General features: G+C 50.1%; 24 protein-coding genes. 13 read left to right on the top strand and 11 right to left on the bottom strand.

Annotation, left to right across the window (positions count from 1 at the left end):
• Window position 1 precedes the first annotated feature (1 nt).
• On the bottom strand, window positions 2-565 hold the full coding sequence (locus EHT25_RS06050; protein ID WP_185731290.1) for a TetR/AcrR family transcriptional regulator: 564 nt from the start codon (window positions 563-565) through the stop codon (window positions 2-4).
• Window positions 566-787: 222 nt separating this feature from the next.
• Window positions 788-1,219, bottom strand: coding sequence for a WapI family immunity protein (locus EHT25_RS06045; RefSeq protein ID WP_124872129.1), 432 nt, complete (start codon window positions 1,217-1,219; stop codon window positions 788-790).
• A 280-nt stretch (window positions 1,220-1,499) separates the two neighbouring features.
• On the opposite strand from EHT25_RS06045, the gene EHT25_RS06040 reads away from it, so the two are divergent.
• Window positions 1,500-2,708, top strand: a complete 1,209-nt coding sequence (locus EHT25_RS06040) for a saccharopine dehydrogenase family protein (RefSeq protein ID WP_124872126.1) — start codon at window positions 1,500-1,502, stop codon at window positions 2,706-2,708.
• 74 nt (window positions 2,709-2,782) lie between these two features.
• Here the strand turns inward: EHT25_RS06040 and EHT25_RS06035 are convergent, their stop codons facing one another.
• On the bottom strand, window positions 2,783-4,183 hold the full coding sequence (locus EHT25_RS06035; RefSeq protein WP_124872123.1) for a glucoamylase family protein: 1,401 nt from the start codon (window positions 4,181-4,183) through the stop codon (window positions 2,783-2,785).
• A gap of 123 nt (window positions 4,184-4,306) precedes the next feature.
• Between EHT25_RS06035 and EHT25_RS06030 the strand changes: the two genes are divergently transcribed.
• The 3 genes from EHT25_RS06030 (at window position 4,307) to EHT25_RS06020 (ending at window position 7,831) form a co-directional block, all read left to right on the top strand.
• Entirely contained in the window at window positions 4,307-5,128 is an 822-nt protein-coding gene (locus EHT25_RS06030) for an energy transducer TonB (RefSeq protein ID WP_124872120.1), read from the top strand.
• Window positions 5,129-5,252: 124 nt separating this feature from the next.
• Window positions 5,253-6,386 (top strand): carboxynorspermidine decarboxylase, encoded by a 1,134-nt coding sequence (nspC, locus tag EHT25_RS06025; RefSeq protein WP_124872117.1) that lies wholly within the window; start codon window positions 5,253-5,255, stop codon window positions 6,384-6,386.
• Window positions 6,387-6,619: 233 nt separating this feature from the next.
• Window positions 6,620-7,831, top strand: a complete 1,212-nt coding sequence (locus EHT25_RS06020; RefSeq protein WP_124872115.1) for an ABC transporter substrate-binding protein — start codon at window positions 6,620-6,622, stop codon at window positions 7,829-7,831.
• Window positions 7,832-7,871: 40 nt separating this feature from the next.
• Here the strand turns inward: EHT25_RS06020 and EHT25_RS06015 are convergent, their stop codons facing one another.
• From EHT25_RS06015 to EHT25_RS05995, 5 genes are all read right to left on the bottom strand, one after another.
• Entirely contained in the window at window positions 7,872-10,040 is a 2,169-nt protein-coding gene (locus EHT25_RS06015; protein WP_124872112.1) for an outer membrane protein assembly factor BamB family protein, read from the bottom strand.
• Between the two features lie 57 nt (window positions 10,041-10,097).
• Window positions 10,098-10,334, bottom strand: coding sequence for a hypothetical protein (locus EHT25_RS06010; RefSeq protein ID WP_124872109.1), 237 nt, complete (start codon window positions 10,332-10,334; stop codon window positions 10,098-10,100).
• A gap of 46 nt (window positions 10,335-10,380) precedes the next feature.
• The gene (locus EHT25_RS06005; RefSeq protein WP_124872107.1) at window positions 10,381-10,956 is read right to left on the bottom strand and encodes a dihydrofolate reductase family protein; all 576 of its coding nucleotides are present in this window, start codon (window positions 10,954-10,956) and stop codon (window positions 10,381-10,383) included.
• Window positions 10,957-11,072: 116 nt separating this feature from the next.
• A complete protein-coding gene (locus EHT25_RS06000) occupies window positions 11,073-11,507 on the bottom strand; it encodes a VOC family protein (protein WP_124872105.1) in 435 nt (144 codons plus the stop codon).
• An 86-nt stretch (window positions 11,508-11,593) separates the two neighbouring features.
• Window positions 11,594-12,205: an RBBP9/YdeN family alpha/beta hydrolase gene (locus tag EHT25_RS05995; protein ID WP_124872103.1), complete on the bottom strand. Its 612-nt coding sequence runs from the start codon at window positions 12,203-12,205 to the stop codon at window positions 11,594-11,596.
• A 135-nt stretch (window positions 12,206-12,340) separates the two neighbouring features.
• On the opposite strand from EHT25_RS05995, the gene EHT25_RS05990 reads away from it, so the two are divergent.
• From EHT25_RS05990 to EHT25_RS05960, 7 genes are all read left to right on the top strand, one after another.
• On the top strand, window positions 12,341-13,321 hold the full coding sequence (locus EHT25_RS05990; RefSeq protein ID WP_124872100.1) for a GlxA family transcriptional regulator: 981 nt from the start codon (window positions 12,341-12,343) through the stop codon (window positions 13,319-13,321).
• Window positions 13,322-13,447: 126 nt separating this feature from the next.
• A complete protein-coding gene (pyrG, locus tag EHT25_RS05985; protein ID WP_124872096.1) occupies window positions 13,448-15,112 on the top strand; it encodes a CTP synthase in 1,665 nt (554 codons plus the stop codon).
• 103 nt (window positions 15,113-15,215) lie between these two features.
• Window positions 15,216-17,063: a membrane protein insertase YidC gene (gene yidC / locus EHT25_RS05980; protein WP_124872090.1), complete on the top strand. Its 1,848-nt coding sequence runs from the start codon at window positions 15,216-15,218 to the stop codon at window positions 17,061-17,063.
• Between the two features lie 142 nt (window positions 17,064-17,205).
• The gene (locus EHT25_RS05975) at window positions 17,206-18,930 is read left to right on the top strand and encodes an ABC transporter substrate-binding protein (protein WP_124872085.1); all 1,725 of its coding nucleotides are present in this window, start codon (window positions 17,206-17,208) and stop codon (window positions 18,928-18,930) included.
• A 67-nt stretch (window positions 18,931-18,997) separates the two neighbouring features.
• On the top strand, window positions 18,998-20,281 hold the full coding sequence (gene hemL, locus EHT25_RS05970) for a glutamate-1-semialdehyde 2,1-aminomutase (RefSeq protein WP_124872081.1): 1,284 nt from the start codon (window positions 18,998-19,000) through the stop codon (window positions 20,279-20,281).
• Between the two features lie 9 nt (window positions 20,282-20,290).
• Window positions 20,291-21,298: a glycosyltransferase family 2 protein gene (locus tag EHT25_RS05965; RefSeq protein ID WP_124872076.1), complete on the top strand. Its 1,008-nt coding sequence runs from the start codon at window positions 20,291-20,293 to the stop codon at window positions 21,296-21,298.
• Between the two features lie 129 nt (window positions 21,299-21,427).
• A complete protein-coding gene (locus EHT25_RS05960; protein ID WP_124872072.1) occupies window positions 21,428-22,414 on the top strand; it encodes an NAD-dependent epimerase/dehydratase family protein in 987 nt (328 codons plus the stop codon).
• Between the two features lie 8 nt (window positions 22,415-22,422).
• Here EHT25_RS05960 and EHT25_RS05955 read toward each other — a convergent pair whose 3' ends face one another.
• Window positions 22,423-23,187 carry a methyltransferase domain-containing protein gene (locus tag EHT25_RS05955; RefSeq protein ID WP_124872066.1) on the bottom strand — a complete coding sequence of 255 codons (765 nt, stop codon included), beginning with the start codon at window positions 23,185-23,187 and terminating at the stop codon, window positions 22,423-22,425.
• A gap of 195 nt (window positions 23,188-23,382) precedes the next feature.
• Here EHT25_RS05955 and EHT25_RS05950 point away from each other — a divergent pair, with 195 nt between their 5' ends.
• The gene (locus EHT25_RS05950; protein WP_229311447.1) at window positions 23,383-23,673 is read left to right on the top strand and encodes a hypothetical protein; all 291 of its coding nucleotides are present in this window, start codon (window positions 23,383-23,385) and stop codon (window positions 23,671-23,673) included.
• 66 nt (window positions 23,674-23,739) lie between these two features.
• Here the strand turns inward: EHT25_RS05950 and EHT25_RS32595 are convergent, their stop codons facing one another.
• Entirely contained in the window at window positions 23,740-23,904 is a 165-nt protein-coding gene (locus tag EHT25_RS32595) for a hypothetical protein (RefSeq protein ID WP_170299248.1), read from the bottom strand.
• Window positions 23,905-24,067: 163 nt separating this feature from the next.
• Here EHT25_RS32595 and hisS point away from each other — a divergent pair, with 163 nt between their 5' ends.
• Entirely contained in the window at window positions 24,068-25,435 is a 1,368-nt protein-coding gene (gene hisS, locus EHT25_RS05945) for a histidine--tRNA ligase (protein ID WP_124872055.1), read from the top strand.
• 176 nt (window positions 25,436-25,611) lie between these two features.
• Here the strand turns inward: hisS and EHT25_RS05940 are convergent, their stop codons facing one another.
• Complete coding sequence (locus tag EHT25_RS05940) at window positions 25,612-26,514, bottom strand: dioxygenase family protein (RefSeq protein WP_124872052.1); 903 nt, start codon at window positions 26,512-26,514, stop codon at window positions 25,612-25,614.
• Window positions 26,515-26,544 lie beyond the last annotated feature (30 nt).

The following is a 26,544-nucleotide window of genomic DNA, read 5'->3' as shown; positions in this document are numbered from 1 at the left end:
TTCAACGCTTAAAAAGCCGCTGGATCGCGCATTCGATTTGTTGCCAGCCTTCTTCCGTTTGTAAATCGATGTTCATAAAGTGAGCCTGGCTGGGCGCAATGAGCAAAAGCATGGTAATGCCCGAAATCAAAATGGCGGTTAGGGCGTTCAGATCCTCGTTTTCGTTTATAAAAAACTTTTCCAGCACCTTCTGGAAGGAGGCATTCCGGGTAGTGGTTAGCTCCGAATGGAAGCCTAAGCCCGGATTACTGATTTCCCATTTTAAGATTTCCTGGGCAGGCGTTCGCGATTTGAGTTCGCGAAGCAAGCCAATCAGATAATTAATCCGGGTTTGATTGTGAGCGTTTGGCTCGACCTCGGTATGGGTTGCCAGAAACTGGTTATTGTAGTTGGTGAGGAAATTCCCTTCATTCAGAAACTGTTCCATCAGCCCCTCCCAGCCGCCGAAATACCGGTAAATAAGTACTTTGTTGACACCCGCTTTTTCAGCTACTGCATTGATTCCAACCCGGTTTACGCCACGCTCAGAGATCACTTCACCCACGGCCTGAAGTATGCGCGCCATCGTTTGGGTACGACTCCTTTTCCGAACCTCCATTAGTCAAATATTCTCAAACCAGTTGCTGCGACAATTCGTTTTTTTCTGGTCAGGTTAAAAAACAAGAACGATTGATTAGTCCGGCAAAGGTACGGTTTTTACAAGCAATTGGTGGTTGCGATCGGAAAATGACCGATAAAAAACGAAAAAAGGTAGAAAACGGTAACTTTAGTAGATAAACCGGAAACCTTAACGTTCCGGAAAAAGAGCGAGTTGGCTCACCAGATCCCGAATGGCTTCGCGCAGTTGAAACCGGGTCAGCGTTACCTCCATCAACAACGGAAAATCCGGATACGGATGCCACGACGGGGTCAGGGAGCGATCCAGCTGAATTTGCAAATGATAATTTTCATTCGGCAGCGAAGAGGCTTCGACGTTCAGGCCCGGCTCCGGAAAAGAAACCGTCACGTGATTGATCGCCCGGTTCCAGAGCAATTTCAACCCGTTGATCAACCGCTTGATTTCCCAGGTCTGGAGGGGAGCCGTCTGCTTGTGAAATTCTTTCTGCCATTCGGTCGACACTTCGCAGACCAGGCTGTTACGGTCGCGCCAATGGGTCCCTTTAACACCGTAACCTTTTATCAGTAGTTCGAATGAACCCGTAGAACTCTTAAGTTTCATAACGCTGGGGAGGGCTTTGTTGCTTAAAAAATACTTTTGCCTATCTACCAAATATACTATACCTTCGACGATCCTCCAAATGAAAAACCGGAATCTTTTTTAATGAACCCGTTGAATCTTTTTCTGAATTTTCTGTCGGTGTCGCGGTCGGTCTGGCTATCTTTGCGCGAATTTATCGCGGGTTGGGCCAGCTGACGGACAAACCCCGATTGGTGGTAATCCAGCTGCGGACGGACTGGTGATAAAAAACGATAAACTTTAAACTGAACCACGACGAATAATGGCTAAAGTGCTGATAATTGGTGCCGGGGGGGTGGGTAGTGTGGTTGCGCACAAGTGCGCGATGAATTCCGATGTTTTCACGGATATAATGCTGGCCAGCCGGACGGTTTCCAAATGCGACAAGATTGCCGCCGAAATTCGGGAAATGCACGGGGTGGAAATCAAAACCGCTAAGGTCGACGCCGATGTAGTGGCCGAAATGGTCATGCTGATCAAGCAATTCCAACCGGTGCTGGTGATCAATGTTGCCTTGCCTTACCAGGACTTGCCCATCATGGATGCCTGTCTGGAAACGCGCGTTCACTACCTGGACACGGCCAACTATGAACCCAAAGATGTCGCCAAATTTGAATATAGCTGGCAGTGGGCGTACCAGGAACGGTTTAAGGAAGCCGGCATTATGGCCCTGCTGGGCTGCGGTTTCGACCCCGGAGCCACGCAGGTGTTTACCGCTTACGCGGCCAAGCATCAGTTCGATGAGATGCATTACCTCGACATCATCGACTGCAACGCGGGTAATCACGGCAAAGCATTTGCCACCAATTTTAATCCCGAGATCAACATCCGCGAAATTACCCAACCGGGTCGGTACTGGGAAAATGGCGAATGGGTTGAAATACCTGCCATGTCGATTCACAAGCCGATTTCCTATCCCGCCATCGGGCCGAAAGAGTCGTATGTGCTGTACCACGAAGAACTGGAATCGCTGGTGAAAAACTTCCCGACGCTGAAACGCGCCCGGTTCTGGATGACCTTCGGACAGGCTTACATTACGCACCTTCAGGTGTTGGAAAACGTCGGTATGACCAGCATCAAACCCATTCCGTTTCAGGGAATGGACATCGTTCCGCTGGAATTTCTGAAAGCGGTTTTGCCCGCACCCGACACCCTGGGCGAGAATTATACGGGTCAGACCTCGATCGGTTGCCAGATTCGGGGCGTAAAAGATGGACAGGAAAAAACGTATTTTATCTGGAACAACTGCGATCACGCCGAAACCTACAAAGAGGTTCGCGGACAGGCGGTTAGCTACACAACCGGTGTTCCTGCTATGATTGGGGCCCTATTGATGCTGAAAGGTACCTGGATGAAACCGGGCGTCTGGAACTGCGAAGAAATGGATCCGGACCCCTTCATCGAACAAATGAACCAGCAGGGCTTACCGGTTCAGGATCAGGTTAACCAGACCCTGAGCGTGGAAGAGTGAGGTCTTCATTATGAAGATGGATTATGAATGATGGATTGGCTTCCCACCGCCAATAATCCATCGTTCATAATCCATCATCCTTTCAACCATCCCCCCCGGAAACCGGCCCGAAGCAAGCCCCGACGGATGGTTGGGCTGCGCATCATCAGGTTCCAGATCAGGTTGGTGCGGTAATTTTCGGCCATCAGCAGAATCGGCCCGCTGTCGATCCCCAAATAATCGGGGTCGAACCATTGCCCCGGATAGGAGAGATTGAACGCATCTTTAAAACCGTACGGGCCATAGATTTTTTTTCCAAACCGGTATTTCATCAACTGAAGCGCCCGGATGCTTTCTTCCGGCGTAAACGGAATGGAACCACCAGCTGCCGTTGGAGCAATGGTTCCATCATCAACTACCTGCGTGGCGGAAGCTCCCCGGGCTCGGTATGAGAAAAAGGGGCGACCGTTGATGATTGTATCTTTAGGACCATCGCTGGCCGTCAGTCCCCATACATCTGCTTCATATCCCGTAAAACCACCCGGATTTTCGACGCAGTAAGCCCGATTGGCCAGGGTGGCCCGCCGACTATTTTCAAAATAATCGATTTCCCGCCCGCGCATGTAAGCGTCTTTGATACTCCGGAAATCGATCCAGATGTGCGAATACTGGTGACCAAATAATGGATCGAAATTGACGTGCGAATAGCCTTTAAACTCTTTCCATTCATACGTTGATGTCCAGGCCGTCCAGGCTTCAGGTTCGATCGGGTACGTCGGCGACGCCAGCGCCAGAACGTACAGCAGCATCGCTTCATTGTAGCCTTTCCAGTCGGATTGAATAAACCCACTTTCGGGATGCCAACCCATCGATAACAACGGTTTTCGTTCCCGCATCCACTGCCAGTCGACCCGGCGGTAAATCCGGTCGACGAGGGAACGGATTTCTTTTTCGACGGCAGAATTATGATTGAAATACGCCTGACTGCTCAGCATACCGGCCAGCAGTAAAGCGGTATCGATGCTTGACAACTCTACCTGTTTAAATCGGTGCCCGGTTTTCATGTCCAGAAAGTGGTAGAAGAAACCCCGAAATCCGGTCACATTTTTCCCCTCCGCCGACTGGGGAGCGAAAGTAAAAAACCGTAAGGTCCGAAGCGTTCGTTCGGCGGCTTCCTGGCGACTCACATAACCGCGCTCGACCCCCAGCACATACGCCGTTAAGCCAAAACCGGTGGCGGCAATGCTCGCAAAGGTATTCGTCGGATAACGGTCCGGAATCAGACCGTGCGGATTGTCGCCCAGTTCCCAGAAATAGCGAAACGTATCCCGCTGTAAAGAATCCAGAAACCGCTTGGAAGTGGCCACACCCCGCAGCTGTGCAATTGATTCGATCGGTTGAAAGCCGAAAAACAGGATCAGTAATAAGCCAAACGGAAAAACTGAACTGGTAAAGCGATGAAAATAAAACCGGTGTAAATAACCTTCGACTTTCATGGTGCGGTAGGCAGCAGGATGAATTTTGAAAGATACTATAAAGAAAATAAAATAGTTGACTGGAAACTTGTATATATAATTTTCCTATATATATTTGTAACAGCCACTAACGTCGATTTAGCCATGACAACCGAACAGCTTGACGTCGCCACACTGGACGACATCGTATTTGAAAACCGCAACAAATTGTATGGTGCTTACGAGTTGCGCCAGATTTATAACCGGAATGCCAGCCGGGCGCTTTGGTTAGGAATTGCCTTGTTTGGAGCTGCTCTGGCTACGCCTACGCTCTACAATCATTTTAAGCCGGACGAAGCGCCGGATCAGATAATGACCGTGATCGACCTGGAAAAAGTTAAGGTATTGCCGCAGGAAGAACCGCCTGTGGTGGTGCCGCCAAAAGTTGAGATTCCGGTACAATTGCCAACAATCCGGAGTTTGCCGCCGGAAGTTGTCGCAGATGCTCCGGATGAGGTGACGGTGCCAACTGTAGAGGAACTGGTCGACAAAGTAACGAGTGATAAAACCCAGGACGGCGATCCGAACGCGCTGGATGTGATCGAAGCTCCGACGGAAACGGCGGGTCCGGCGCCGGTGGAGAAAGCCGTCGAGGTGGAGCGAAAACCGGACGAAGTTTTCCTGAAAGTTGAACAGGATCCCCAATTTCCCGGTGGATTGAAAGGAATGGCCGATTTCATGCAAAAAAACCTGCACTACCCACCTTCGGCTGCGCGGGCTTCCATTTCCGGGCGGGTCTACCTTCAGTTTGTAGTCAATACCGATGGAAGTATCGTGGATGTCTCGGTTATTAAAGGCATTGGGTTTGGGTGTGATGAAGAAGCCATTCGGGTCGTAAATAAAATGCCAAAATGGCAACCGGGCAAACAATCGGGACGTCCGGTGCGTGTCCGGTTTAACCTGCCAGTTGTCTTTGCGTTGGAATAACTTTTTCGGCCAATGATAAACCCCGCCGGATTTGGACCAGCGGGGTTTTTTATGCGGTACAAAACCGTCGTTTTCCCTACTTTTGTGGGCAATATACAACCACTCGAACGGTTTTTACTCGCCAATGATCGACTATTCTCTCATTCCCTCGCCCTGTTTTGTATTGGAAGAGACCAGGCTACGAGCTAATTTGTCGCTGATCGATTCGGTTCAGCAACGGGCCGGTGTTCAGATTATTCTGGCCCTTAAAGGGTTCTCGATGTACAGCGCTTTTCCCCTGGTGAAACACTATCTGTCGGGAGCCACGGCCAGTTCATTGAACGAAATCAAGCTGGTGAACGAGTACATGGGTATCCAGGCTCACACCTACATTCCGGCGATTCGTGACGATGAATTTGATGAGATTCTGGAACGCAGCAGCCATCTTACTTTCAACTCGTTGAGTCAGTGGGAGCGGTTTAAAAACCGGGCGATGGGTTCGGGCGTCTCCTGCGGGATTCGCGTCAATCCGCAGTATTCGGAAGTGGCTACGGATATGTACAATCCCTGTGTTCCCGGTTCGAGATTGGGGGTAACAAGGGATTTGATTGGGGATTCATTACCGGAAGGAATTGCAGGCATTCACTTTCACACGCTTTGCGAAAATGATTCGTACACCCTCGAACGCACACTGGAAGCGCTGGAAAGCCGGTTTGCCGATTTGCTCCATCAGGCGAAATGGGTCAATATGGGCGGTGGACATTTGATGACTCGTGAAGGTTACAGTACCGACCACCTGATTGGCCTGCTGCAAACATTTCGGCAAAAATACAACGTAGAGGTCATTCTGGAACCAGGCTCGGCCATTGGCTGGCAAACCGGCGTGCTGGTTTCCTCGGTGTTAGATGTTGTTGACAGCCAAGGCATTAGGGTAGCTATCCTCGATACTTCCTTTGCTGCCCACATGCCGGATACACTTGAAATGCCTTACAAACCGCGTATTCTGAATTCCTACCACGAACCGGTGGCCGGAAAACCGACCTACCGGCTGGGAGGGATGACGTGCCTGGCGGGCGATTTCATGGGCGATTACAGTTTTGACGAACCACTGCAAATCGGTGATCGAATTATTTTCGACGACATGATTCACTATACGATGGTGAAAACGACCACATTTAACGGTGTTAACCTGCCTTCAATCGGAATCTGGCAGGAAAACGAAACGTTTCGGCTGGTCAAGTCGTATGGCTACGAAAGTTTTAAAGACCGGTTGAGTTAGTGCGATCCGATGTTATTCCGGGCCGGTACGGTAAATTATCAGTTTTTAAAATCGTGCAGGTGATCAGCAGAAAGGAGAGTAAGTTAAAATCTTGTGCACTGACTAGCAGGGAAAAACAACTTGGATGGTAACCGTTATAACTTGACTGAATAATAAGTTATCAGACTTAATTGTTGGAGCAATTGATCATATATCAGGAGATAATTTGTATATTTTCGCCAAAAAAATAGCTGATGACATTCCTGAAAAACCTAAGCCTTGCCGGATCTCTTTTTGTTATTTCTTCCCTATCCGGCTGCTCCGTACAAGATCATTTACAACCCGCCACCATTGAAATCGCCGGACTGTCCTCCCTGACGGGCAACTGGTCGTCGCTCGGCAACACGACGGCAGCCGCGATGGAAATCGCGGAAGAAGACATTAACGCCTATTTTCAGGGAAAAGGGAGTCCGTATCGGTTGAGCATGACGACCTACGATACGAAACTGGATGCCAGTTTGGCGACCGGTTTTTTCACCACGGCGGCTGACGCAGGCCACCGGTTTTTTATCGGGCCGCAATCCAGCGCCGAGCTGGCGGCTATTCTGCCCTTGACCGCCGGTCGCAATGCAATTGTCATCAGCCAGGGCAGTACGGCGGGAAGTCTGGCCATTGCCGGAGATCCGGTTTTCCGGTTTTGTCCGGCGGACAAAATCGAAGGAGCGGCCATTGCCAAAACCATCTTTGATCAGGGCATTCGCGGATTGATTACCATTGCCCGGGATGATGCCGGAAACAAAGGCTTGCAAAACGCCACTGGTGCGTCGTTCACCACCGCCGGGGGCGAAGTTCAGGCGCTAACGCCTTACGGAACTTCAGTAACGGATTTTTCGGCCCAGATTGCCGCCATCAAAGCGCAGATAACGGCGTTGACAACAACGTATGGAGCCGCTAAAGTGGCGGTTTATCTGGCGTCGTTCGATGAGTGCGTTAACCTTTTTAAACAGGCAGCGGCCGACCCGGTTTTGAGTTCGGTTCGCTGGTTTGGTGCGGACGGCGTGGCATTAAGTGCAGCTTTGATCGCCGATGCCGACGCGGCTGACTTTGCAATTGCCACTCAGTTTTTTACCCCGACATATGGTCTTTCCGATACTTACAAGTCGGCCTGGGAGCCTTTGATCGCCCGGATTAAAACCAAAACAGGCATTGACCCGGATGCGTTTGGGATCGCGGTGTATGATGCGATGTGGGTAATTGCCAAAACCATTGAAGCCGGAAACGGCGTTCCGGCCAATCTGGATGATCTGGAAAGCCTGTTTACCACCCAGGCCAATGCCTACACCGGTGCCACCGGCCCCACGACGCTGGACACTTACGGCGATCGCGCGACCGGTTCGTTTGATTACTTTGGTATTGAAAAAGCAGGTAGTGTTTATCAGTGGAAACTGGTTGGAAAATCCAACTAAGTAAAAACGATTTGGTCGTATTGCCAATCCGGCCGGTTCTTCAGGGCAGTGAAAACGCCATGATGGAACCGGCCGGATTTTCTTTGCTCCCGCCGACTGACACCGCCACGAATTGTTTGTCACCGCTCCAGTACGTGCAGGCCGTGGCATTGGCGATTCCGGGGAGCGTCGTTTCCCAAACCTGTTTTCCGGTTGATTTGTCGAACGCTTTCAATTTGCGGTCTTTGGTGCCGCTGATGAAAACCAGCCCACCGGCGGTGACAATCGGTCCGGCTGATCCTTCAAGACCGGTTTCGGGCGCATTCTGTTCCTGTAATTCCGGATCGTTCCCCAGCGGAATTTGCCAGGCATAGTCGCCGGTGTTCAGATTGATGGCGTTCAGCGTTCCCCAGGGCGGTTTGATCGCCGGACGCCCCTGTGAATCGCGAAAGTGACCGTACGCCGTCAGATTCAGGTATTTATCAGCTCCTTTCTGCGTTTGCCCGGTTTCCAGTTTTGTCACTTTACTGGAATTTTTTTCCCGATCGAAGAGAAACGCAATAATGCCCTGTTCCTTGCCTTTTACCACACTGGCAAACGCGGGCATCTTTCCACCACCCTGTTTGATTTTAGCCAAAGCCGATTCCCGGCTCATCCGATTTCGGAGGCCAATGAGTGAGGGGTAAGTGGGTTCGTCTCCATTTTTGTCTTTTCCGTGGCAGCTAACGCAGTAGGTCATGTACAACGACCGGCCCTGCGCAAAAACCGTTCGGTCTTTGGCTTCTTTTTCCGGATCGACCCGCTGCATCGACTGGATTTCCGGCGAGTCGTTGGATTTGACGTACAAAATACTCGTGGTTGGATCATAAGCCGCCCCGCCCCATTCGGCGCCCCCCCGGGTTCCGGGCAGCATGAGCGTTCCTTTCAAGTCCGGCGGAGTAAACAGCCCTTCGTACCGCATCGATCGGAATTTCTTCACAATCGAATCGTGCCCCGCTACCGAATAGTTAGTCAAATCCGCTTCGGTCATGTGCTGACGGGCGAACGGTTTCGGTTTTAACGGGAATGGCTGCGTTGCCCAGGCTTCTTCTCCCGGCAGGTGAGAAACCGGCACCCTGCGTTCTTCAATTGGAAATAACGATTCTCCGGTTTCCCGGTCGAAAACGAATACAAAGCCGTGTTTGGTCACCTGCGCGACGGCATCGATTTTCCGCCCGTCGCGTTCTATCGTAACCAGGTTTGGAGGAGCAGGCAGGTCGTAATCCCACAAATCGTGGTGGACGGTTTGGTAATGCCAGCGGTATGTACCGGTTTTGGCATCCAGTGCAACCACGCTGTTTCCGTACAGGTTTGACCCTTTCCGGTCGGCTCCGTAAAAATCGTAGGAGGGAGAACCCAGGGCCAGAAAAACCATTCCGCGTTTGGTATCCACACTCATTCCCGCCCAGTCGTTGACGCCACCGGCGTATTTGTAGGCTTCTTTGGGCCAGGTTTCGTAACCCGGTTCGCCCGGTAACGGAATCGTGTGAAATGTCCATTCCAGTTTTCCGTTCCGGATATTATACGCCCGAATGTAACCGGGTTGTGCCCCGTATAATTCGGAAACTTCGGCCCCCATGATCAGCAGATCCTGATAAACAATACCGGGTGAGGTCGGAATGACGGAGATGGTTTCGGGCGCATCCCGCAATCCGATATTCATGCTAACCCGCCCGTTTTTGCCAAAGCCCGGAATCGGTTTTCCGGTTTTGGCATCCAGTGCAAATAAAATGTCTTCGCCCGTGACGAGAATTCGTTTGTCCGCACCGTCTTCCCAATAGGTTACACCCCGGCTAACGCCCCCGCCTTCACCGCCGTCGAATGGATCGAAAGCCCATTTTTGTTCACCCGTAGCCGCATCGACGGCATAAACCCGGTGCCGGGCCGAGGTGGCATACAGGATTCCGTCGATGATAATGGGATTGCACTCGCTACTGCCCGCTCGGGCACCGGTTTTAGCGTCGTTCGGATGGAACGTCCAGGCCAGTTTCAATTGACCGGCATTTGCGACATTAATCTGGTTAAGTTCTGAATAACTGGTGCTTTCGGCGTCGGCTTTGTAGATACTCCAACTGCGGTTTTTAGTATCGCCCGTTTGATAACCGGCCAGAAAAAGAAACGGAAGCGAGAGAATAAACAGGCTACGCTGGTGGGTAGCCCAACGAGTGAATCGATTACAGAGTTGACGCATGGAAGAGATGGCAGTCGGGTGCTTCGAATCGTAATAATAACCAATCGCTCCGAAAATTTATGCACAGGCCAGATCGTCGTCCGGTAAAACTTCTGCATGAAATCCAAAATCCCGCAAAATAGTGATGACAAAACAGGTTTCAACGTTTCCTGAAGCCGATTTAATGCGCAGGATTTTATCGCAGTCTTCCAGATCAAAATTGGCGGTATAATCCGAAAAAAGTTCGTGTATCTGATCGATAAGCCTTTTCGCCTGGCGCTGATCTTTTACGTCAGTTTTAAAAACTTCTACCATGACACCTGTATTTTTATGATGTGAATAGGGACGCAAATTTAGGACATTATTTCTCCGGTTGATAGCAGAGAATAACAATACCGGTACTACTGGTTGTCATTTTTATCAACTTCAGCTTTAGCTGCTCCTGAATGACATGCCAGATGGGCATACCGGTACCTAAAACGACGGGGTTGACGAACAGATGATATTCATCAATGATGCCCGATTTGATAAGGGAAGAAACCATTGTCGCTCCGCCGTAAACAATAATGTCTTTTCCGGATTGCTGCTTTAATTTAGCAATTTCGTCCGCTGCGTTCTCGGTGGCAAGTCTGGAATTACACCAGGTAACGTGATCGAGCGTATGCGAAAAAACGACTTTGGTTATGGCATTCATTTTTTTTGCAAAGGCCGCTTCGTCCTTGTCTGCATCCGGATTCGTTGCGGCATCCGGCCAGTAATTGGCCATACCTTCGTACGTTACCCGGCCAATCAACATGGTATCGGTCGTGTCGGCAAGGTCGGCAACATACTGATTCAGAATGTCATCCCAATTCCAGCTCATCCAATACTGCTCACCGGTTTGGGTCGCTACGAAGCCATCGAGTGAGATTTGTATTTGCAGTTTTACCTTTCTCATCTCAACTTTTTAGGTTGCCAATCTTATCGTTGAAGCCCGCATTGTTGCGGGCTTCAACGACTATTTATTCAATGATTTATTTGTTGTTACTGTTAACTACGAAAAGCGGTTTTAAATTAGCCCGGCAGCGCATTCTCGTCGTAACTGATCATCCATTTAATGCCAAATTTATCCGTGAACATGCCGAAATAGGCCCCCCAGAACATTTTTGCCATCGGAACTTCCACCTGACCGCCGGCCGAAAGTCCATTAAAAAGTGTATCGGCTTCCTGCTGACTTTCCGTACCGATGGAGAGCTGGAAATTGGTTCCGGCAATGGCTTTATGCTCCATGGATTCGAGCGCATCCGTCGCCATCAGGATGTTAGATTTACCAATTGGCAACGAAATATGCATGATTTTGTCGCCTTCACCTTCTGCTACATTCCCGCCTTGCGGGGTATCTTTGAAACGTTGCACCATGATAAACTCGCCACCAAAAACCGATTTGTAGAAGTTAAAAGCTTCTTCAGTATTGCCATTGAAATTTAAATAAGGATTGATGACCGCCATTGTTTGGGTTGATTAAGGTGAAAGAATTGGACGTTTTTCCTGGAGAATCTTATTTTATTTTTGATTAAAACCGTACCTGAAACCGATCATTGATTTTGGCTCTCGCGTGGTTTGTTTTTCGATGGAACAGGGCGTTTGAGTTTATCGGTTTTTGCTAACCGCTTGATGGCGGCCACCAGTTCCGGGCTACCGTGCGTGAACAGATGCCCACCATTCGAAAGTCTCAAAACTGAAGCAAATGGCAGCTTTTCCGCGTAATAAGTTAAATGATCGGGCGGCACCACCTCATCGTCGCTGCTGTGAAATACGAAAATTCCCGGAAGCTGAGCAAGTTTTGAGAGGTTGTTTGGTAGCGTAAACTCTTTACTTTTCCAGCCCCTTTTTCCCCAATACGGTGCCGCAACGACACACAACCCGGCGACCGGTTTTGGCAGGTATTCTTCGGATAAATGTTTCAATAAAACAGAACCTCCCAGCGAATGCCCGACCAGAATGGCATCGTTTTCCAGAGTCAAAAGTTCTTTTTCAAGCTGGTGTTTCCACGATTCATACGATGGATTTTCAGGGTCCGGCATCTTCGGACTAATGACCCGAAATTGTGGTCCAAGGGCCTGCTTAAGATTGGCTACCAAGTCGCCACTTCCGGCGTGAGCACCCTGCGGGCCTGCGCTATGGATAAACAAGACTTGCTTTTTCATCGGTTTCCTCGTTCGTAGCCGGTTGATGATCAGGTTGATCGTACAAACCTACGGGAATCAAAAGACAAAAAGCGGGGGTAAACGCGGCAATAAAAGGGGTTGATTACGACAAACCGTTTCTTTATTTTTGACGCCATGAAGCATATATCGATTTTAGTCCCTAAAGGGGCTATTTTAGGTAGCCTGGAAGGCACCCGGCAGTTGTTTACGCAGGTCAATCAGTTTTTTGCCATGAAAGGCGAACCACCGGTTTTTAAGGTGCAACTGGTTGGACTTACGAAAGAAACTCCGCTGAGCGGGGGGCTTTTTACGGTCAATGCCGATGCGGTTCTGGATGAAATTGAAAAAACCGATCTGATCGTTATTCCGGCACTTGACGGCGATCTGCGGGTTGCGCTGGAACGAAACCGCGATTTTATTCCGTGGATTACCGATCAGTACAAAGCCGGCTCGGAAGTGGCCAGTTTGTGTCTGGGGGCTTTTCTGCTGGCGTCGACCGGTTTGCTGAAAGGGCGACAGTGTGCCACCCACTGGATGGCTACCAACGAGTTCCGGCAGTTGTTTCCGGATGTCAATCTGGTGACTGAACGGATCATTACGGATGAACTGGGCATCTATTCGAGTGGCGGAGCGTTCTCGTACCTGAACCTGATTTTATACCTGATTGAAAAATACGCCGGTCGCGATATCGCGGTTTTGTCGGCCAAGGTGTTTGCCATTGAAATTGACCGCGCAACGCAGTCGCCGTTCACGATTTTTCAGGGCCAGAAAGAGCACGAAGACGAACCGGTGAAGAAGGCGCAGGAGTTTATCGAGAAAAATTTTCAGGATAAAATCACGATCGATCAACTGGCCGAAATGCACGCACTGGGCCGTCGGAATCTGGAACGCCGGTTTAAAAAAGCGACTTCCAATACCGTGGCCGAATACATCCAGCGCGTAAAAATTGAAGCGGCCAAGAAGAACCTGGAAATCAGCCAGAAAAACATCAACGAGATCATGTACGACGTGGGCTATTCTGATACGAAAGCTTTCCGGACGATCTTTAAAAAAATAACCGGATTGTCGCCCATCGAATACCGGAACAAATACAACAAGATCGGCGCGGTTGCTTGAGCCGGCCGCGCGCTGATCGTCAACCGCTTACCACTAAACCGTAACTTTTTCCCACATGCCATTCCCCTTTTCTCAATAAGTTTCCTTACCTTTATATCCCGTAACAACCACATTTCGTTTTCAGACATGGCTCCATCCGGTCAGAAAACCGCTAAGTACATTTTCGTTACGGGCGGTGTAACTTCTTCTTTGGGCAAGGGCATTATTGCTTCTTCGCTTGCAAAATTGCTTCAGTCTCGCGGCCTGTCGGTCACGATTCAAAAGTTTGATCCTTATATTAATATTGATCCCGGAACGCTCAATCCATACGAGCACGGCGAATGCTACGTTACCGACGATGGCGCAGAAACTGACCTCGATCTGGGCCACTACGAACGGTTTCTGAACATTCGGACGTCGCAGGCCAACAACGTCACGACGGGCCGGATTTACAACAACGTCATCACGCGCGAACGCAAGGGCGATTTTCTCGGTCGTACGGTACAGGTTGTGCCGCACATCACCGACGAAATCAAACGGAATATCCGCTTGCTGGGCGAAACCGGCGAGTACGACATCATCATCACCGAAATCGGCGGTTGTGTGGGCGACATCGAATCGCTGCCCTTTGTGGAAGCAGTACGTCAGTTGAAATTCGAACTGGGTGAAAAAGATACGCTGGTGATTCACCTGACGCTGATTCCGTATCTGGCGTCGGCGGGCGAGCTTAAGACCAAACCCACGCAGCACTCCGTTCGGATGCTCCTGGAAAACGGCGTTCAACCCGACATTATCGTGTGCCGCACCGAACATCCGTTGCCGAGCGACATCCGCCGGAAAATTGCCCTGTTCTGTAACGTTCAGGTCAATTCAGTCATCGAAGCTATCGACGCCGAAACGATTTATGACGTTCCCCTGCTGATGCGGAAGGAAAAACTCGATCAGCGGGCGTTGTACATGCTGGATCTGTACAATGATCAGGATGCCGATCTGGACAGCTGGAAGGAATTTCTGGGTCATTTGAAAAATCCGACGGATGCGATCACGATTGGATTGATCGGAAAATACGTCGAACTGCGTGACGCGTATAAATCCATTGCCGAATCGTTCATTCATGCGGGGGCTAAAAACGAATGCAAGGTCAACATTGAATGGATTCAATCGGAAACGCTCGGCGATTATGAGCAGGTGGCCGAACGGTTGCGTGATCTCGACGGAATCCTGGTAGCACCCGGTTTTGGCGAACGCGGTATTGAAGGCAAGATCAACGCCATTCGGTATGCGCGTGAAAACGGGGTACCTTTTCTGGGCATTTGCCTTGGTATGCAGTGTGCCTGCATCGAATTTGCGCGGAACGTAATTGGCTGGCCTGAAGCGCATTCGGCCGAAATGAACCCAAATGCGTCACACCGGGTTATCGACATGATGGAGAGCCAGAAGATGGTGACCAACAAGGGGGGGACGATGCGGTTAGGCGCTTATCCCTGCAAAATCAAGAAGGATTCGCTCGCGTTTCAGATTTACGGAAAGACCCAGATCAGTGAACGTCACCGGCATCGGTACGAATTTAACAATGAATACATCAGCCAGTTTGAAAAAGCCGGACTGGTGCCAACGGGTATCAATCCGGAAACCGGGTTGGTGGAAATTGTGGAGTTGAAAAACCATCCGTGGTTTGTCGGAGTGCAGTTCCACCCCGAGTTACGAAGCACCGTGATGGACCCCCATCCGCTGTTTGTGAATTTCGTCCGGGCGTCTCAGGTGAATTCTCAGGATAAACGGTTGATTGACACCACCGCGCATGTTGGTTAAGCACTTGCTTCTCCGTATTTTTGCGGACTAATTGTTCCGTTTAAGGTCTGAGGTTTTAACGGGCCCCCGTTAAACCTCAGACCTTCGACTTTAAACCAAAAAAATGGATCGTAATCAGATTATTGGTATTGTATTGATTCTGGGGATGTTGCTGGGGTACCAGCTGTTAGTACCGAAGCCAGCTCCTGAAAAGAAACCCGAACAGGAAAAAGCAACATCGGCTCCCGGAGCCGCCAAAAAAGCCGGGGGCGGCCCCGCCGAGCAGCCGCTGGATTCGGCAGCATCCCGGATGATGTATGGCGATTTCGCCACGGCCGCAGTGGGCCAAAGCCGCGATATTGTCATTGAAAACCCCGAAATTCGGGTAACGTTTAGCACGCAGGGTGGACGCGTGAAGGAAGTCCTGCTGAAAAAATACAAAACGTATGATCAGAAACCGCTGGTGCTGATCAACGAAGCGAGCAGCGAAATGGTGATGGAATTGCCGACTAACCGCGGTAAGGTTAATCTCGAAAAGCTGTATTTTGAAACCACGGCTCCGGCGCAGGCCGTCGTGCAGGGAAGCCCCCAAACCGTTACGTTCAAACTGGCGCTGTCACCGACTGAATCGGTCGAACAGACGTATACCATTCCGACTGAAGGCTACGTCGTTGATTACGATCTCAAATTGAATGGCCTGGATAGACTGCTGGCGAACAATGATATCCGGTTTATCTGGCAGGACCGGATGCGTCAGTTTGAGAACGATATGGCCGAAAACCGCAAGTCGGCGACGATCAATTACCTGTCGGCTGACGAGAATTTCGACGGTTTGTCCGAAGGCTCGAATGATCAGGAAGCTACGCTGGAAGAACCCGTTAAGTGGTTTACGATCAAGCATAAATACTTTCTGGCCGGTTTTATTTCCGAAAACAGCGCGTTTAAAAAATCGGTTTTCAAGACGTTTGTGAATCCGGGTGATTCCAGTACGGTCAAAACCGCCATTGCCGATGTGCAGATTCCGTTGGCGGATGTAAAAAGCGGGAAAGGGAATTTCCGGTTTTATTTCGGACCGAACGACTACCAGTTACTGGACGAAGTAGCCCCGGAATTTGACCGGAATGTGTACCTCGGTTACGCCCTGCTGAAACCGGTGAACAAGTACTTCTTTGTACCGGTATTCAGTTTTCTGGAGAAATTTATTTCCAACTACGGTTTGCTGATTATTGCGCTGGTGGTTTTCGTAAAACTGCTGCTCACGCCCCTCACGTACCGTTCGTACGTAAGCATGGCGAAAATGCGCGTGTTGGGCCCCGAAGTGAATGCGATTCGCGAAAAAGTGGGCGACGATATGGCGAAGCAACAGCAGGAAACCATGAAATTGTATCAGCAGGTGGGTGTAAGTCCGCTGAGTGGTTGTATTCCGGTTCTGGCCACCATGCCGGTGTTGATGTCGCTTTTTTTCCTGTTTCCGAACCTGATCGAGCTCCGCCAGCAGCCGTTCCTGTGGTCGAGCGATTTATCGACGTATGACTCGTTCATCAAGTTTCCGTTTACGATTCCGTTCCTGGGTTCACACCTGAGTTTGTTTACGGTTTTCATGACGGCTTCGAGTTTGGCGTATGCCTATTACAACAACCAGATGACGCCCGCCCAACCCAACAGCCCAATCAATATGAAGGCGATGGGGTACGTGTTCCCGCTGATGTTCATGTTCGTGCTGAACTCCTTTCCGGCCGGTTTGACGTTCTATTATTTCGTCTCCAACGTTGTCACCATTGCCCAGCAATTGCTGATCCGCAAGTTTGTGGACGAAGATAAAATCAAGGCCGTTCTGGAAGAAAACCGGAAGAAATTCGCAAAAGGCGACGTTAAAAAATCGAAATTCCAGGATATTCTGCAACGCTCGCTGCAGCAGGCGGAGGAAGCCAAGAAACAGGCTGAAGAAGCCAAGAAACGGACCAAGAAATAAGGCGGTTTTCGAACCGCTTTAGATGGCTGAACCCGCGCATCGTTTCGAAAATAATGGATGAGAATCTCATCTTGTTTGTAACAAAACCAACGCAGACACGTTGGTTTTGTTAGTTTTGTGCCAAGCTTCTCAATCGACCCCCATGAATAGGTATTTTGCTCCCCATACCGGTTTAAAATCGTTCAGTTTAGGTTTTCTGCTGTGGACGACCGTTCATGCGGCACTGGCCCAGGGCGACAATGCCGAACGTCGGTATCAAATGGCGGTGCGCTTCATTCAGCAGAAAGAATACGTCAAAGCCAAAGCGGAGCTAAAACCGCTGACCGAAGGACGATCCGGAATTGCCCCATATGCCCATTATTTCCACGCGTTGGCTGATTTTAACCTGAAGAAGTTTTCGGAATCCCGGATGATGTTAAAGCAGTTAATGGACCGGTTTCCGGATTGGAAAAAAATGGACGATGTCCATTACCTGATGGGAGCGGCTTTTTTCGAAAACGGGCAGTATGAGGAGGGAATTGAAAACATGAGTCGAATCGGCGATCAGGCTTTGAAACCGGATGTCAGTAAACTCGAAACGTATTATTTCGGCCAGATTAATGACTTGAACCGGCTGAAGGTGATGCAAAAGGAGTTTCCGAACAACCGGGAACTGGCGCTGGCATTGATCGACCAGATTCAGCGAACGTCGACGGCACCCGGCGACCTCGAACTGTCGGATCGGCTGACCAATCGCTTCGGCGTTCCGCCCATTCCCCGACCGGTTCCGACGGAAACGGCTTCCAATTCGACTTCCGGTACCAAACCCGAGCGAAACCGCAACAAAGGGTATTACAATGTTGCCGTGCTATTTCCGTTTCGGCTGAACGAAATCAATCCGGACGACCGCGCCCGCTCGAATCAGTACGCACTGGATTTGTATAATGGGATGAAACTCGCCAAAACAAAGTTGCAGTCGGAAGGCATCACCGTCAATCTGTTCGCTTATGACGTGGATAATGACGTTTCCAAAATGACGACGCTGATTAATAATCCCGGTTTTACTCAAAACGACCTGTTGATTGGCCCGCTATATGCGGAGCCCAACCGGTTGGCGACGGAATACGCCAATCAAAACAACATTCTGCTCGTCAACCCGATTTCGACCAGTAGCGAACTGATTGCGAATCAGCCGCTGGCGTTTCTGGCTACCCCATCCTTGAATCAGCAGGCTGTCAAAACCGTGGCCTTTGCCCGGACGTTAACAATGTCCAGGAAAGCCACCATTTATTTTGGAAATACCCGAAAAGATTCCACACTGGCGGCTCTTTACCAGGCCGAATTGAAACGGATTGGGTTTATGGTTACCGAATTTAAGAAAATAGGTGCCGACCTGGAAACCATCAAACTATCGGAAACGAACAAACCCGGACACATTTTTCTGGCCAGTAGCGATGCAAGTGCTGGTCCGAAACTCCTCCGGCTGATTAGTCAGCGAAAAGTAGATGTTCCGGTTATTGCAACCTCATCGGCGTTTGATTTTGACAAAGATCCGTTGTCGGTTTTTACCAAAAGTGATCTGTACCTGGTTTATCCCGAATATGTGGATCAACAACGCCCTGGTTCGGAAGAATTTGAGGAGCAATACCTGGAGCAGCGCAACATGATTCCATCGACCTATGCCTACCAGGGCTATGATCTTCTGCTGTTTTTCGGTCGAACCCTGGCCCGCAATCGTGGTCAGATTACGAATCGGACCCAGCTAAAAACCAATCAGGAAGAAGGCTATTTGCTTTCCGGTTACGATTACACCACCACTAACGAAAACCAGGTCGTCCCCATCGTGAAATTCGACGGTACCCGGTTTTTGATTGCCAACACGTATTAATTGTGAATGAGTGAATAAAAAAACTGAGCACTCCCTCATTTTTATTCGCTCATTCCCTCATTGAACCATGACAACAAGCGAGCAGCTTTTTGAGAAAGCAAAAACTTTAATTCCCGGCGGGGTCAATTCGCCGGTGCGGGCGTTTCGCGCCGTGGGTGGAAATCCGCTGTTTATTAAATCCGCCAAAGGCCCTTACCTGTTTGATGAGGACGGAAACCGGTACATCGAACTGATCAATTCCTGGGGACCGATGATTCTGGGCCACGCGTTCGAGCCGGTGGAGGAAGCCGTTCGGGAAGCCATCCAGCATTCGTTTTCGTTCGGAGCGCCCACCCGCAAGGAGGTTGAAATGGCCGAACTGATTATTGAAATGGTGCCGTCGGTCGAGAAGGTTCGGATGGTCAATTCCGGGACGGAAGCCACCATGGCGGCTCTCCGGCTGGCGCGCGGGTATACGGGCCGCGACAAAATGATCAAGTTTGAAGGTTGTTACCACGGCCACGGCGACTCGTTCCTGATTGCGGCTGGTAGTGGCGTCATTACGATGGGAACACCCGACAGTCCCGGTGTTACCAGAGCAACTGCGTTGGATACCTTAACCGCACCATTTAACGATTTGCAGGCAGTTGAACGGCTGATCGATGCCAATGCCAATCAGATTGCTGCGGTCATTCTGGAACCTGTCGTGGGCAATATGGGCTGTGTTTTGCCGGAACCCGGTTTCTTGCAGGGGTTACGGGATTTGTGCGATAAAAACGCTATTCTGTTGATTTTCGACGAAGTCATGACCGGTTTCCGGCTGGCGAAAGGCGGAGCGCAGGAGCGGTTTGGCATCCGCCCCGACCTCACGACGATGGGAAAAATCATCGGTGGCGGAATGCCGGTTGGCGCGTACGGTGGTCGGCGGGAGATCATGGACATGGTGTCGCCATCCGGTCCGGTTTACCAGGCCGGGACGCTGTCCGGCAATCCAATTGCCATGTCAGCCGGGTTGGCGATGCTGCGGTATCTGAACGAACATCCGGAAGTCTATACCCAACTCGAAACCACTGGCTCCAGACTGATCGACGGTTTTCGCACGAGCCTGACCAAACTGGGGCTGGATTTTACGATCAACCACCTCGGTTCGATGTATACGCTGTTCATGACCGAACGACCGGTTTCGAATTTCGTCGACGCCAAAACCTGCGATCTACCTTTGTTTGGCCGGTATTTTCAGGCGATGCTAAAACGTGGAATTTACCTGGCACCCTCTCAATTCGAAAGCCTGTTTCTGTCCACAGCCTTAACGGGCGAACACATCGATCAGATCATCTGGGCGAATGAGGAAGCATTAAAAGAAGTTATTTAACCAAACCGGATGCGTTTTTCCGTTATCATACCCGTTTACAATCGCCCGGACGAACTGCGTGAACTGCTCGAAAGTCTGAGTCAGCAAACCCGGATTCCTGACGAGATCGTGGTGGTGGAAGACGGTTCCGTTAACCGGGCTGATGGGGTGGCTGAGTCATTCAAAAACCGGTTGAACGTCCGCTATTTTTTTAAACCCAACGGCGGTCAGGGCTTTGCGCGTAACCACGGTTTTGAGCGGGCATCGGGCGATTATTTCGTCATTTTCGATTCCGATGCGCTGGTGCCTCCGCATTATTTCGAAACCGTTGAGCAGCACTTGCAAGCCGACTGGCTCGATGCGTACGGCGGCCCCGACCGGGCACATCCCAATTTTACACCGGTGCAGAAAGCCATCAGTTATTCGATGACGTCGCCGTTTACGACGGGCGGGATTCGGGGGAGCAAGAAGAACCTCGGCGGCAAATACCACCCGCGCAGTTTCAATATGGGTTTTTCGCGAAAGGTTTTTGAGAAGATTGGGGGGTACAAAATCAGCCGGATGGGCGAGGACATCGAATTTGCCGTTCGCATCATTGAAACCAATTTCAAAACCGGCCTGATTCCGGAAGCGTTTATCTACCACAAACGCCGGACGAATTTTCGGCAGTTTTACCGCCAACTGCGGTTTTTCGGGCGTTCCCGCATCAACATCGCCCGGTTTTTTCCGTCCGAACTCCGGCTGGTGCACACGTTTCCGGCCCTTTTCACACTTTTTATGTTCTCGCTTCCAATCTGGTTTTTTGTTCATCCGGTTTTATTCGGACTGGCGGTATCGGTTCCCATTCTGCTTTCAATCCTGATTTTAATTGATGCCTACCGGCAGGAAAAAAGCTTAAAAGTGGCCATATTGAGTGTTGAAGCTGCATTTGTGCAACTCATTGGCTATGGTGTCGGTTTTCTATCCGAAGGCTGGAAACGACTTCTGGAACCAAAAAGCCATCAAGAAACGGGTGCTAATATCGAATATCCATCTTGACGAATTACGGACGACCATTGACCATTGCATAGAGACGATTTAGACATTGGTCAGCGGTCAATCGTCGATGGTCAACAATCAATCGTCAATCGTCAGCGGTCAATGGTCAAAAATTCAAAACCACTTATCATGCGCGTTTTAGTAACCGGAAGTGCCGGACATCTGGGTGAAGCACTGGTTCGTACGTTGAAAGAACGGGGTTATGAGGTTGTTGCCCTCGATATCCAGGTTTCTGACTTGACCACCCACGTCGGGTCAATTACCGATCGCTCTTTTGTAAAGAGTTGCCTCGCCGGGGTGAAGACGGTTTTTCATACGGCGACGCTACACAAACCGCATGTCGCCACCCACAGCTTACAGGATTTCATCGATACCAACATCACCGGTACGCTCAATCTATTGCAGGAATCTGTTGCTGCGGGTGTGGAGCGATTTATTTTTACCAGTACCACCAGTGTTTTTGGCGATGCGCTGGTTCCACCGGTTGGTGAGCCCGCAGCCTGGATCACCGAAGACGTTGTGCCGGTTCCCAAAAATATTTATGGCGTAACGAAGACCTCTGCAGAAAATCTCTGTCAGTTGTTTTACCGAAATCAGGGCTTGCCCTGCCTGATTTTGAGAACCTCCCGGTTTTTCCCGGAAGCGGATGACAGCAAAGAGGCAAGGGATAAATTTGCGGATGTGAATCTGAAAGCGAATGAATTCCTGTTTCGTCGCGTCGCCCTCGATGATGTGGTAACCGCCCATTTGGTTGCAGCTGATAAGGCACATACGATCGGTTTTGGGACTTACATCATCAGCGCAACGACGCCCTTTTTACCGGGAGATACGGCGGATTTGCGGATTGATGCGCCCGCCGTGCTCCAAAAGTATATACCTGATTATCAAGCGGAATACGAGCGTTTGGGCTGGCGAATGTTACCCGACATCGACCGCGTTTATGACAATGCAAAAGCGCGGAATGAATTGGGCTGGCAACCGAAATATGATTTCAAAACGATGATTGAAAAGCTAAAAACCGGTGGCAGCGTGCTTGGGCCATTGGCGCAGCTGATTGGTTCAAAGGGATATCATGCCGAGAAGTTTTCGGAAGGCCCTTACCCGGTCGATCATTAAAAACCGGTTTACTTTTTGCAGAGGTAAATGATTTCACCGGCGGGTAACGAAAACCGCTTCACTTCTTCTCTCGGTAGTTCAAAAACGAACCGGTCTTCGATGACGGTAAAACCGCCTTTGGCCAGTCGTTCGGCATAATCGCGGCCAAACAGCCGGACGTGATCGCTTTGCCAGAACAGCCGCTCCCGTTCTTTCGGATCGGTGATGCTGGCATCTTCAAAGGTGGTCGCGCGGGAATAATCGATCGGTGACTGAATGATGGCCCAGCCGCCCGGTTTCAGCACCCGGTAGAGTTCACTGCTCGCTTTGGCATCGTCATCGACGTGTTCCATGACGTGGTTACAAAACGCGACGTCGAAGGTATTTTCGGGAAATGGAATCTGGTGGATGTCCATCTTGATCTTGGCCAGAGGAGATTCGATGTCGGCGGTGATGTAATCCAGATTGGGTAGTTTTTCAAACCGGTCGATAAAGCAATGCTCGGGGGCTACGTGCAACACTTTGAGCCGGTCGCGGTAAAAATTAGTTTTCCGTAGCAGGTAGAGATTCATTAATCGGTGTCGCTCCAGTGCCAAGCAGTTGGGACACAAGGCATTCGGGCGGGGGATATTCCGGCCGTAGGGCATAAATTCCCGAAAATGTTTGCTACATACCGTGCATTCGACGTTGTTTCCCTGGTAAAAAACCATCATCACCTTCATGGCGTAATGGCTGACGCGCTGCAAAACCGGGCGCGGAACGGTCCGCAATATAAAGCTGATCAAATGTTTCATACCGGAGAAAATACACTCGGAACACGAACGTGAAGTGGTTTATGTCGCTTCACAAAGGTTAGATTACCCAAAAATTAACAGAATTAAAGACGAAATGCGATTAAGTCTGTTAAATTAGAGCTTTGATTACATGTAGTTCTATTAAAGATGGCTGTTGCCCCCTCCAAACCTCCCGGCCGGCGACTCATTAAGCAGATGAGTACACGCACCAAATGGCTACTGCTGGCCCCGTTCAGTCTGGTTCTGATTGGCTACGGATTGTGCGTTTTCAGCGAAGCGGCCAATCTGAAGCACACGGGTGAGCCGGTAATTCGCTGGGTTTTACTCGGCACTTACAGCCTGATTGTTATCAACGCCGGACTCTCGCTATTTGGTCAGGCCATTATTTTTCGGGTACGAATTGAAACCCGACGGGCCATTCGGCGGGAGATGAAAAAGAAAATTCGGGTGCGCCAGAAAAAAGAAAACCCCGTCCGTCGAGCGTGACGAGGCAATCAAATTGCTGTCAGATTTCGGAAAACCCTAAATGTAAGCTCCCCAAAACGATTCGAATTAAGCGGCAGCCTGAGCTTTCTTTTCGGCAAAAGAAGCCTTAATTGCTTCAACATCAACGTTTTTAATGTCAGGACGACGCAATAATTGTTTGATGCGGGCAATTTTGTTGTTCGCGCGGGCTTTATTTTTTTGGTCTTTGCGTTTCAGTGCAGTTACTCCCATGATTGTATAAATGAATAAGTTGATTCCAAATTGTCCGCAAAAGTAGCGGAAAAACTGCAAAAAATCAATTTTTAATTGGTAGGAATCTGATTCACACGACAATGTTCGGCAACTTGTAAAAACCGCTGCTAAAAAACTCCCGCTGGCTTGCTATTTTTGCGGCATGCAAAAACCGAGTGTACCCCGCGGAACCCGCGACTTTGGGCCGGAACAAATGAGCAAACGGCTTTTTCTGCTGGAAACCATCCGGCAGACGTTCCGGCGATACGGCTTTCAACCCATCGAAACACCCGCCCTGGAAAACCTGTCGGTTTTGATGGGAAAATACGGCGAAGAAGGCGATCAGTTGCTGTTTAAAATCCTCAATTCCGGCGATTTTTCCAATGGTTTGACCGAAACCGACTGGCAGGATAACGCCAAAAAACTAACCCTGAAAATTTCCGAAAAAGGCCTTCGTTACGATTTAACCGTACCGTTTGCCCGTTACGTCGTCATGAACCGGCACGCCCTGGCGATGCCGTTCAAACGGTATCAGATTCAGCCGGTCTGGCGTGCCGACCGGCCGCAGAAGGGCCGGTACCGGGAGTTTGTCCAATGTGATGCGGATGTGGTCGGAACGGATTCGTTGTTGTGTGAAGCCGAAATCGTTCTGATGCTGCACGAAAGCCTGCGGAATCTGGGCATTCAGGATTTTACCGTAAAAATTAATAACCGCAAGATTCTGACCGGAATTGCTGAAGTGGTAGATGCAGAAGGGAAGGAAGGACCTCTGGCAATCGCGATCGATAAACTCGATAAAATCGGGAAAGAAAAAGTAATTGAAGAGTTGAAGCAACGCGGTTTCTCCGACGAATCGATTGACAAACTGGAACCGATGTTCCAGTTTCCGAAGGAAACACGGGCCGCTTTCGATCAATTAAAAAGCTGGCTTTCGGGATCCGAAACCGGTTTGAAAGGAGTTGCCGAATTGGAAGAAGTCTGGCAGTTGGTGGCGCAATACGGTTTGTCCGATGCCCGAATGGAACTGGACGTGACGCTGGCGCGCGGTTTATCGTACTATACCGGAGCCATTTTTGAAGTCAAAGCCAATGGCGTTCAGATTGGCAGCATCAGCGGTGGAGGGCGTTACGACAACCTCACCGGCGCATTCGGCATGCCCGGTTTGTCGGGCGTCGGCATTTCGCTGGGTGTCGATCGGATTTACGATGTGATGGAAGAATTGAATCTGTTTCCCGAAACCGGGTTGCAGTCAACACAGTTGCTGGTGGTTCACCTCGATCCGGAAGCCCGGTCAATGGGATTGCCGTTATTGAGCCGGTTGCGGGCGCGGAATGTCTCGGCAGAAGCCTATCCGGATGCGGCAAAAGTGAAAAAACAACTGGATTATGCCAATGCCAAACGAATTCCCTACGTCGTTCTGATTGGCTCTGAAGAATTGCAAACCGGCCAATTGACGTTTAGAAATATGGTTACGGGGGAACAGGAGAAATTGACAGCTGACGAAATTGTGGAAAAATTAATCAGTTTCTAAAACCGCATTTAACCGGTCATTGCTGATTTGCCGGGTTATCCGACAAACACAAATCGGGGAAGGTACAGTTATACCGAAAAAAGCCATTTCTTCCACCAGAGAAATGGCTTTTTTTCGGTCAGCCTTATCCGTGCGTTTCGAAGAATACAAGACTGTGGCTTCTCGAGCTCACGCAGCTAATTGACTTTGTGAGCTATTGCAATGGTTTTAATCCCCTGGGCATTGACGCGGTTTTCGGTCATTTTTACGGCCCCGTTCCCAAGGATTTCAAACGCACACGTCAGGAGTAACGGCGGTTGTAAACCGGCTTGCGAAAAGGTGTTATTGCCCAGGTAATCATAGGCCACTCCGTAGATGCTGCTGCCCGCCTTTTTCCATAAAACGCCGTCCCGTTTAAAAAAAACCACGGTGCGCTTCGGATCAACCTGATCGAAATACGTTCCGGTCAGCTGATCGATGGCGGCTGGTTCGGCGATTAATTTTTCCGCCATCTTTACATCGAACGTAACCAGTTTGCGGCCATTTTTAGATGATGCCATGTTCAGTATTCGCGATTTGGACGTAGGTGCCGACGCGTAGGCATCGCCCGCGATGTTTGGATCGCCGGTGAAGTAAAGCTGCGTCACATAACTTTGGTAACCCGGTGCGGAAATCATCAGGTGAAAATGGGCGGGTCGCATCTGGCCCTGATTATCCTTATAGGGAACCGGCAGAATGGTCAGGAACTCATAATGCCCCTTCTCGTTGCAATGGGTGGTGCCCCGGTAGCGAAACTCATCCGAGGTGTTGTCGTAAACCTCTTTGGCATCGCAGTGCCAGAGTTCCACCCTGGCCCCTTTGTAGGGTGTTGTACAATCGTTGTGTCGGACGGTTCCCTTCAGGACAACCTCCACGCCCGCGTCGCCTTTGATCAGCAGGTTGGTCCGCAGCGGGGCATCGGGTCGATAAAAAGGGCCTAAAATATCCGAAGTCGTCGCGCAGTCGCCCACGTAGGTTTCGCCATTGAACTGAATGAAGCCCGAGGTGCTCACCGCCACGGCACACAGGGCGGTATGTTGGAGGAATTTTCGGCGTTGCATAGGAGGAAGGGATTTACAAGTGAATGGTTT

Source organism: Larkinella rosea, assembly GCF_003858635.1.
Taxonomy (GTDB): domain Bacteria; phylum Bacteroidota; class Bacteroidia; order Cytophagales; family Spirosomataceae; genus Larkinella; species Larkinella rosea.
The sequence above is the reverse complement of the archived record's forward strand: the minus strand, read 5'-3'. Positions and strand labels throughout refer to the sequence as shown.

Bases quoted from the DNA above. Each gene is read 5' to 3' on its own strand.
- EHT25_RS06050 (WP_185731290.1), bottom strand. From the start codon at position 565: ATGGCGCGCATACTTCAGGCCGTGGGTGAAGTGATCTCTGAGCGTGGC.
- EHT25_RS06045 (WP_124872129.1), bottom strand. From the start codon at position 1,219: ATGAAACTTAAGAGTTCTACGGGTTCATTCGAACTACTGATAAAAGGT.
- EHT25_RS06040 (WP_124872126.1), top strand. From the start codon at position 1,500: ATGGCTAAAGTGCTGATAATTGGTGCCGGGGGGGTGGGTAGTGTGGTT.
- EHT25_RS06035 (WP_124872123.1), bottom strand. From the start codon at position 4,183: ATGAAAGTCGAAGGTTATTTACACCGGTTTTATTTTCATCGCTTTACC.
- EHT25_RS06030 (WP_124872120.1), top strand. From the start codon at position 4,307: ATGACAACCGAACAGCTTGACGTCGCCACACTGGACGACATCGTATTT.
- nspC (WP_124872117.1), top strand. From the start codon at position 5,253: ATGATCGACTATTCTCTCATTCCCTCGCCCTGTTTTGTATTGGAAGAG.
- EHT25_RS06020 (WP_124872115.1), top strand. From the start codon at position 6,620: ATGACATTCCTGAAAAACCTAAGCCTTGCCGGATCTCTTTTTGTTATT.
- EHT25_RS06015 (WP_124872112.1), bottom strand. From the start codon at position 10,040: ATGCGTCAACTCTGTAATCGATTCACTCGTTGGGCTACCCACCAGCGT.
- EHT25_RS06010 (WP_124872109.1), bottom strand. From the start codon at position 10,334: ATGGTAGAAGTTTTTAAAACTGACGTAAAAGATCAGCGCCAGGCGAAA.
- EHT25_RS06005 (WP_124872107.1), bottom strand. From the start codon at position 10,956: ATGAGAAAGGTAAAACTGCAAATACAAATCTCACTCGATGGCTTCGTA.
- EHT25_RS06000 (WP_124872105.1), bottom strand. From the start codon at position 11,507: ATGGCGGTCATCAATCCTTATTTAAATTTCAATGGCAATACTGAAGAA.
- EHT25_RS05995 (WP_124872103.1), bottom strand. From the start codon at position 12,205: ATGAAAAAGCAAGTCTTGTTTATCCATAGCGCAGGCCCGCAGGGTGCT.
- EHT25_RS05990 (WP_124872100.1), top strand. From the start codon at position 12,341: ATGAAGCATATATCGATTTTAGTCCCTAAAGGGGCTATTTTAGGTAGC.
- pyrG (WP_124872096.1), top strand. From the start codon at position 13,448: ATGGCTCCATCCGGTCAGAAAACCGCTAAGTACATTTTCGTTACGGGC.
- yidC (WP_124872090.1), top strand. From the start codon at position 15,216: ATGGATCGTAATCAGATTATTGGTATTGTATTGATTCTGGGGATGTTG.
- EHT25_RS05975 (WP_124872085.1), top strand. From the start codon at position 17,206: ATGAATAGGTATTTTGCTCCCCATACCGGTTTAAAATCGTTCAGTTTA.
- hemL (WP_124872081.1), top strand. From the start codon at position 18,998: ATGACAACAAGCGAGCAGCTTTTTGAGAAAGCAAAAACTTTAATTCCC.
- EHT25_RS05965 (WP_124872076.1), top strand. From the start codon at position 20,291: ATGCGTTTTTCCGTTATCATACCCGTTTACAATCGCCCGGACGAACTG.
- EHT25_RS05960 (WP_124872072.1), top strand. From the start codon at position 21,428: ATGCGCGTTTTAGTAACCGGAAGTGCCGGACATCTGGGTGAAGCACTG.
- EHT25_RS05955 (WP_124872066.1), bottom strand. From the start codon at position 23,187: ATGAAACATTTGATCAGCTTTATATTGCGGACCGTTCCGCGCCCGGTT.
- EHT25_RS05950 (WP_229311447.1), top strand. From the start codon at position 23,383: ATGAGTACACGCACCAAATGGCTACTGCTGGCCCCGTTCAGTCTGGTT.
- EHT25_RS32595 (WP_170299248.1), bottom strand. From the start codon at position 23,904: ATGGGAGTAACTGCACTGAAACGCAAAGACCAAAAAAATAAAGCCCGC.
- hisS (WP_124872055.1), top strand. From the start codon at position 24,068: ATGCAAAAACCGAGTGTACCCCGCGGAACCCGCGACTTTGGGCCGGAA.
- EHT25_RS05940 (WP_124872052.1), bottom strand. From the start codon at position 26,514: ATGCAACGCCGAAAATTCCTCCAACATACCGCCCTGTGTGCCGTGGCG.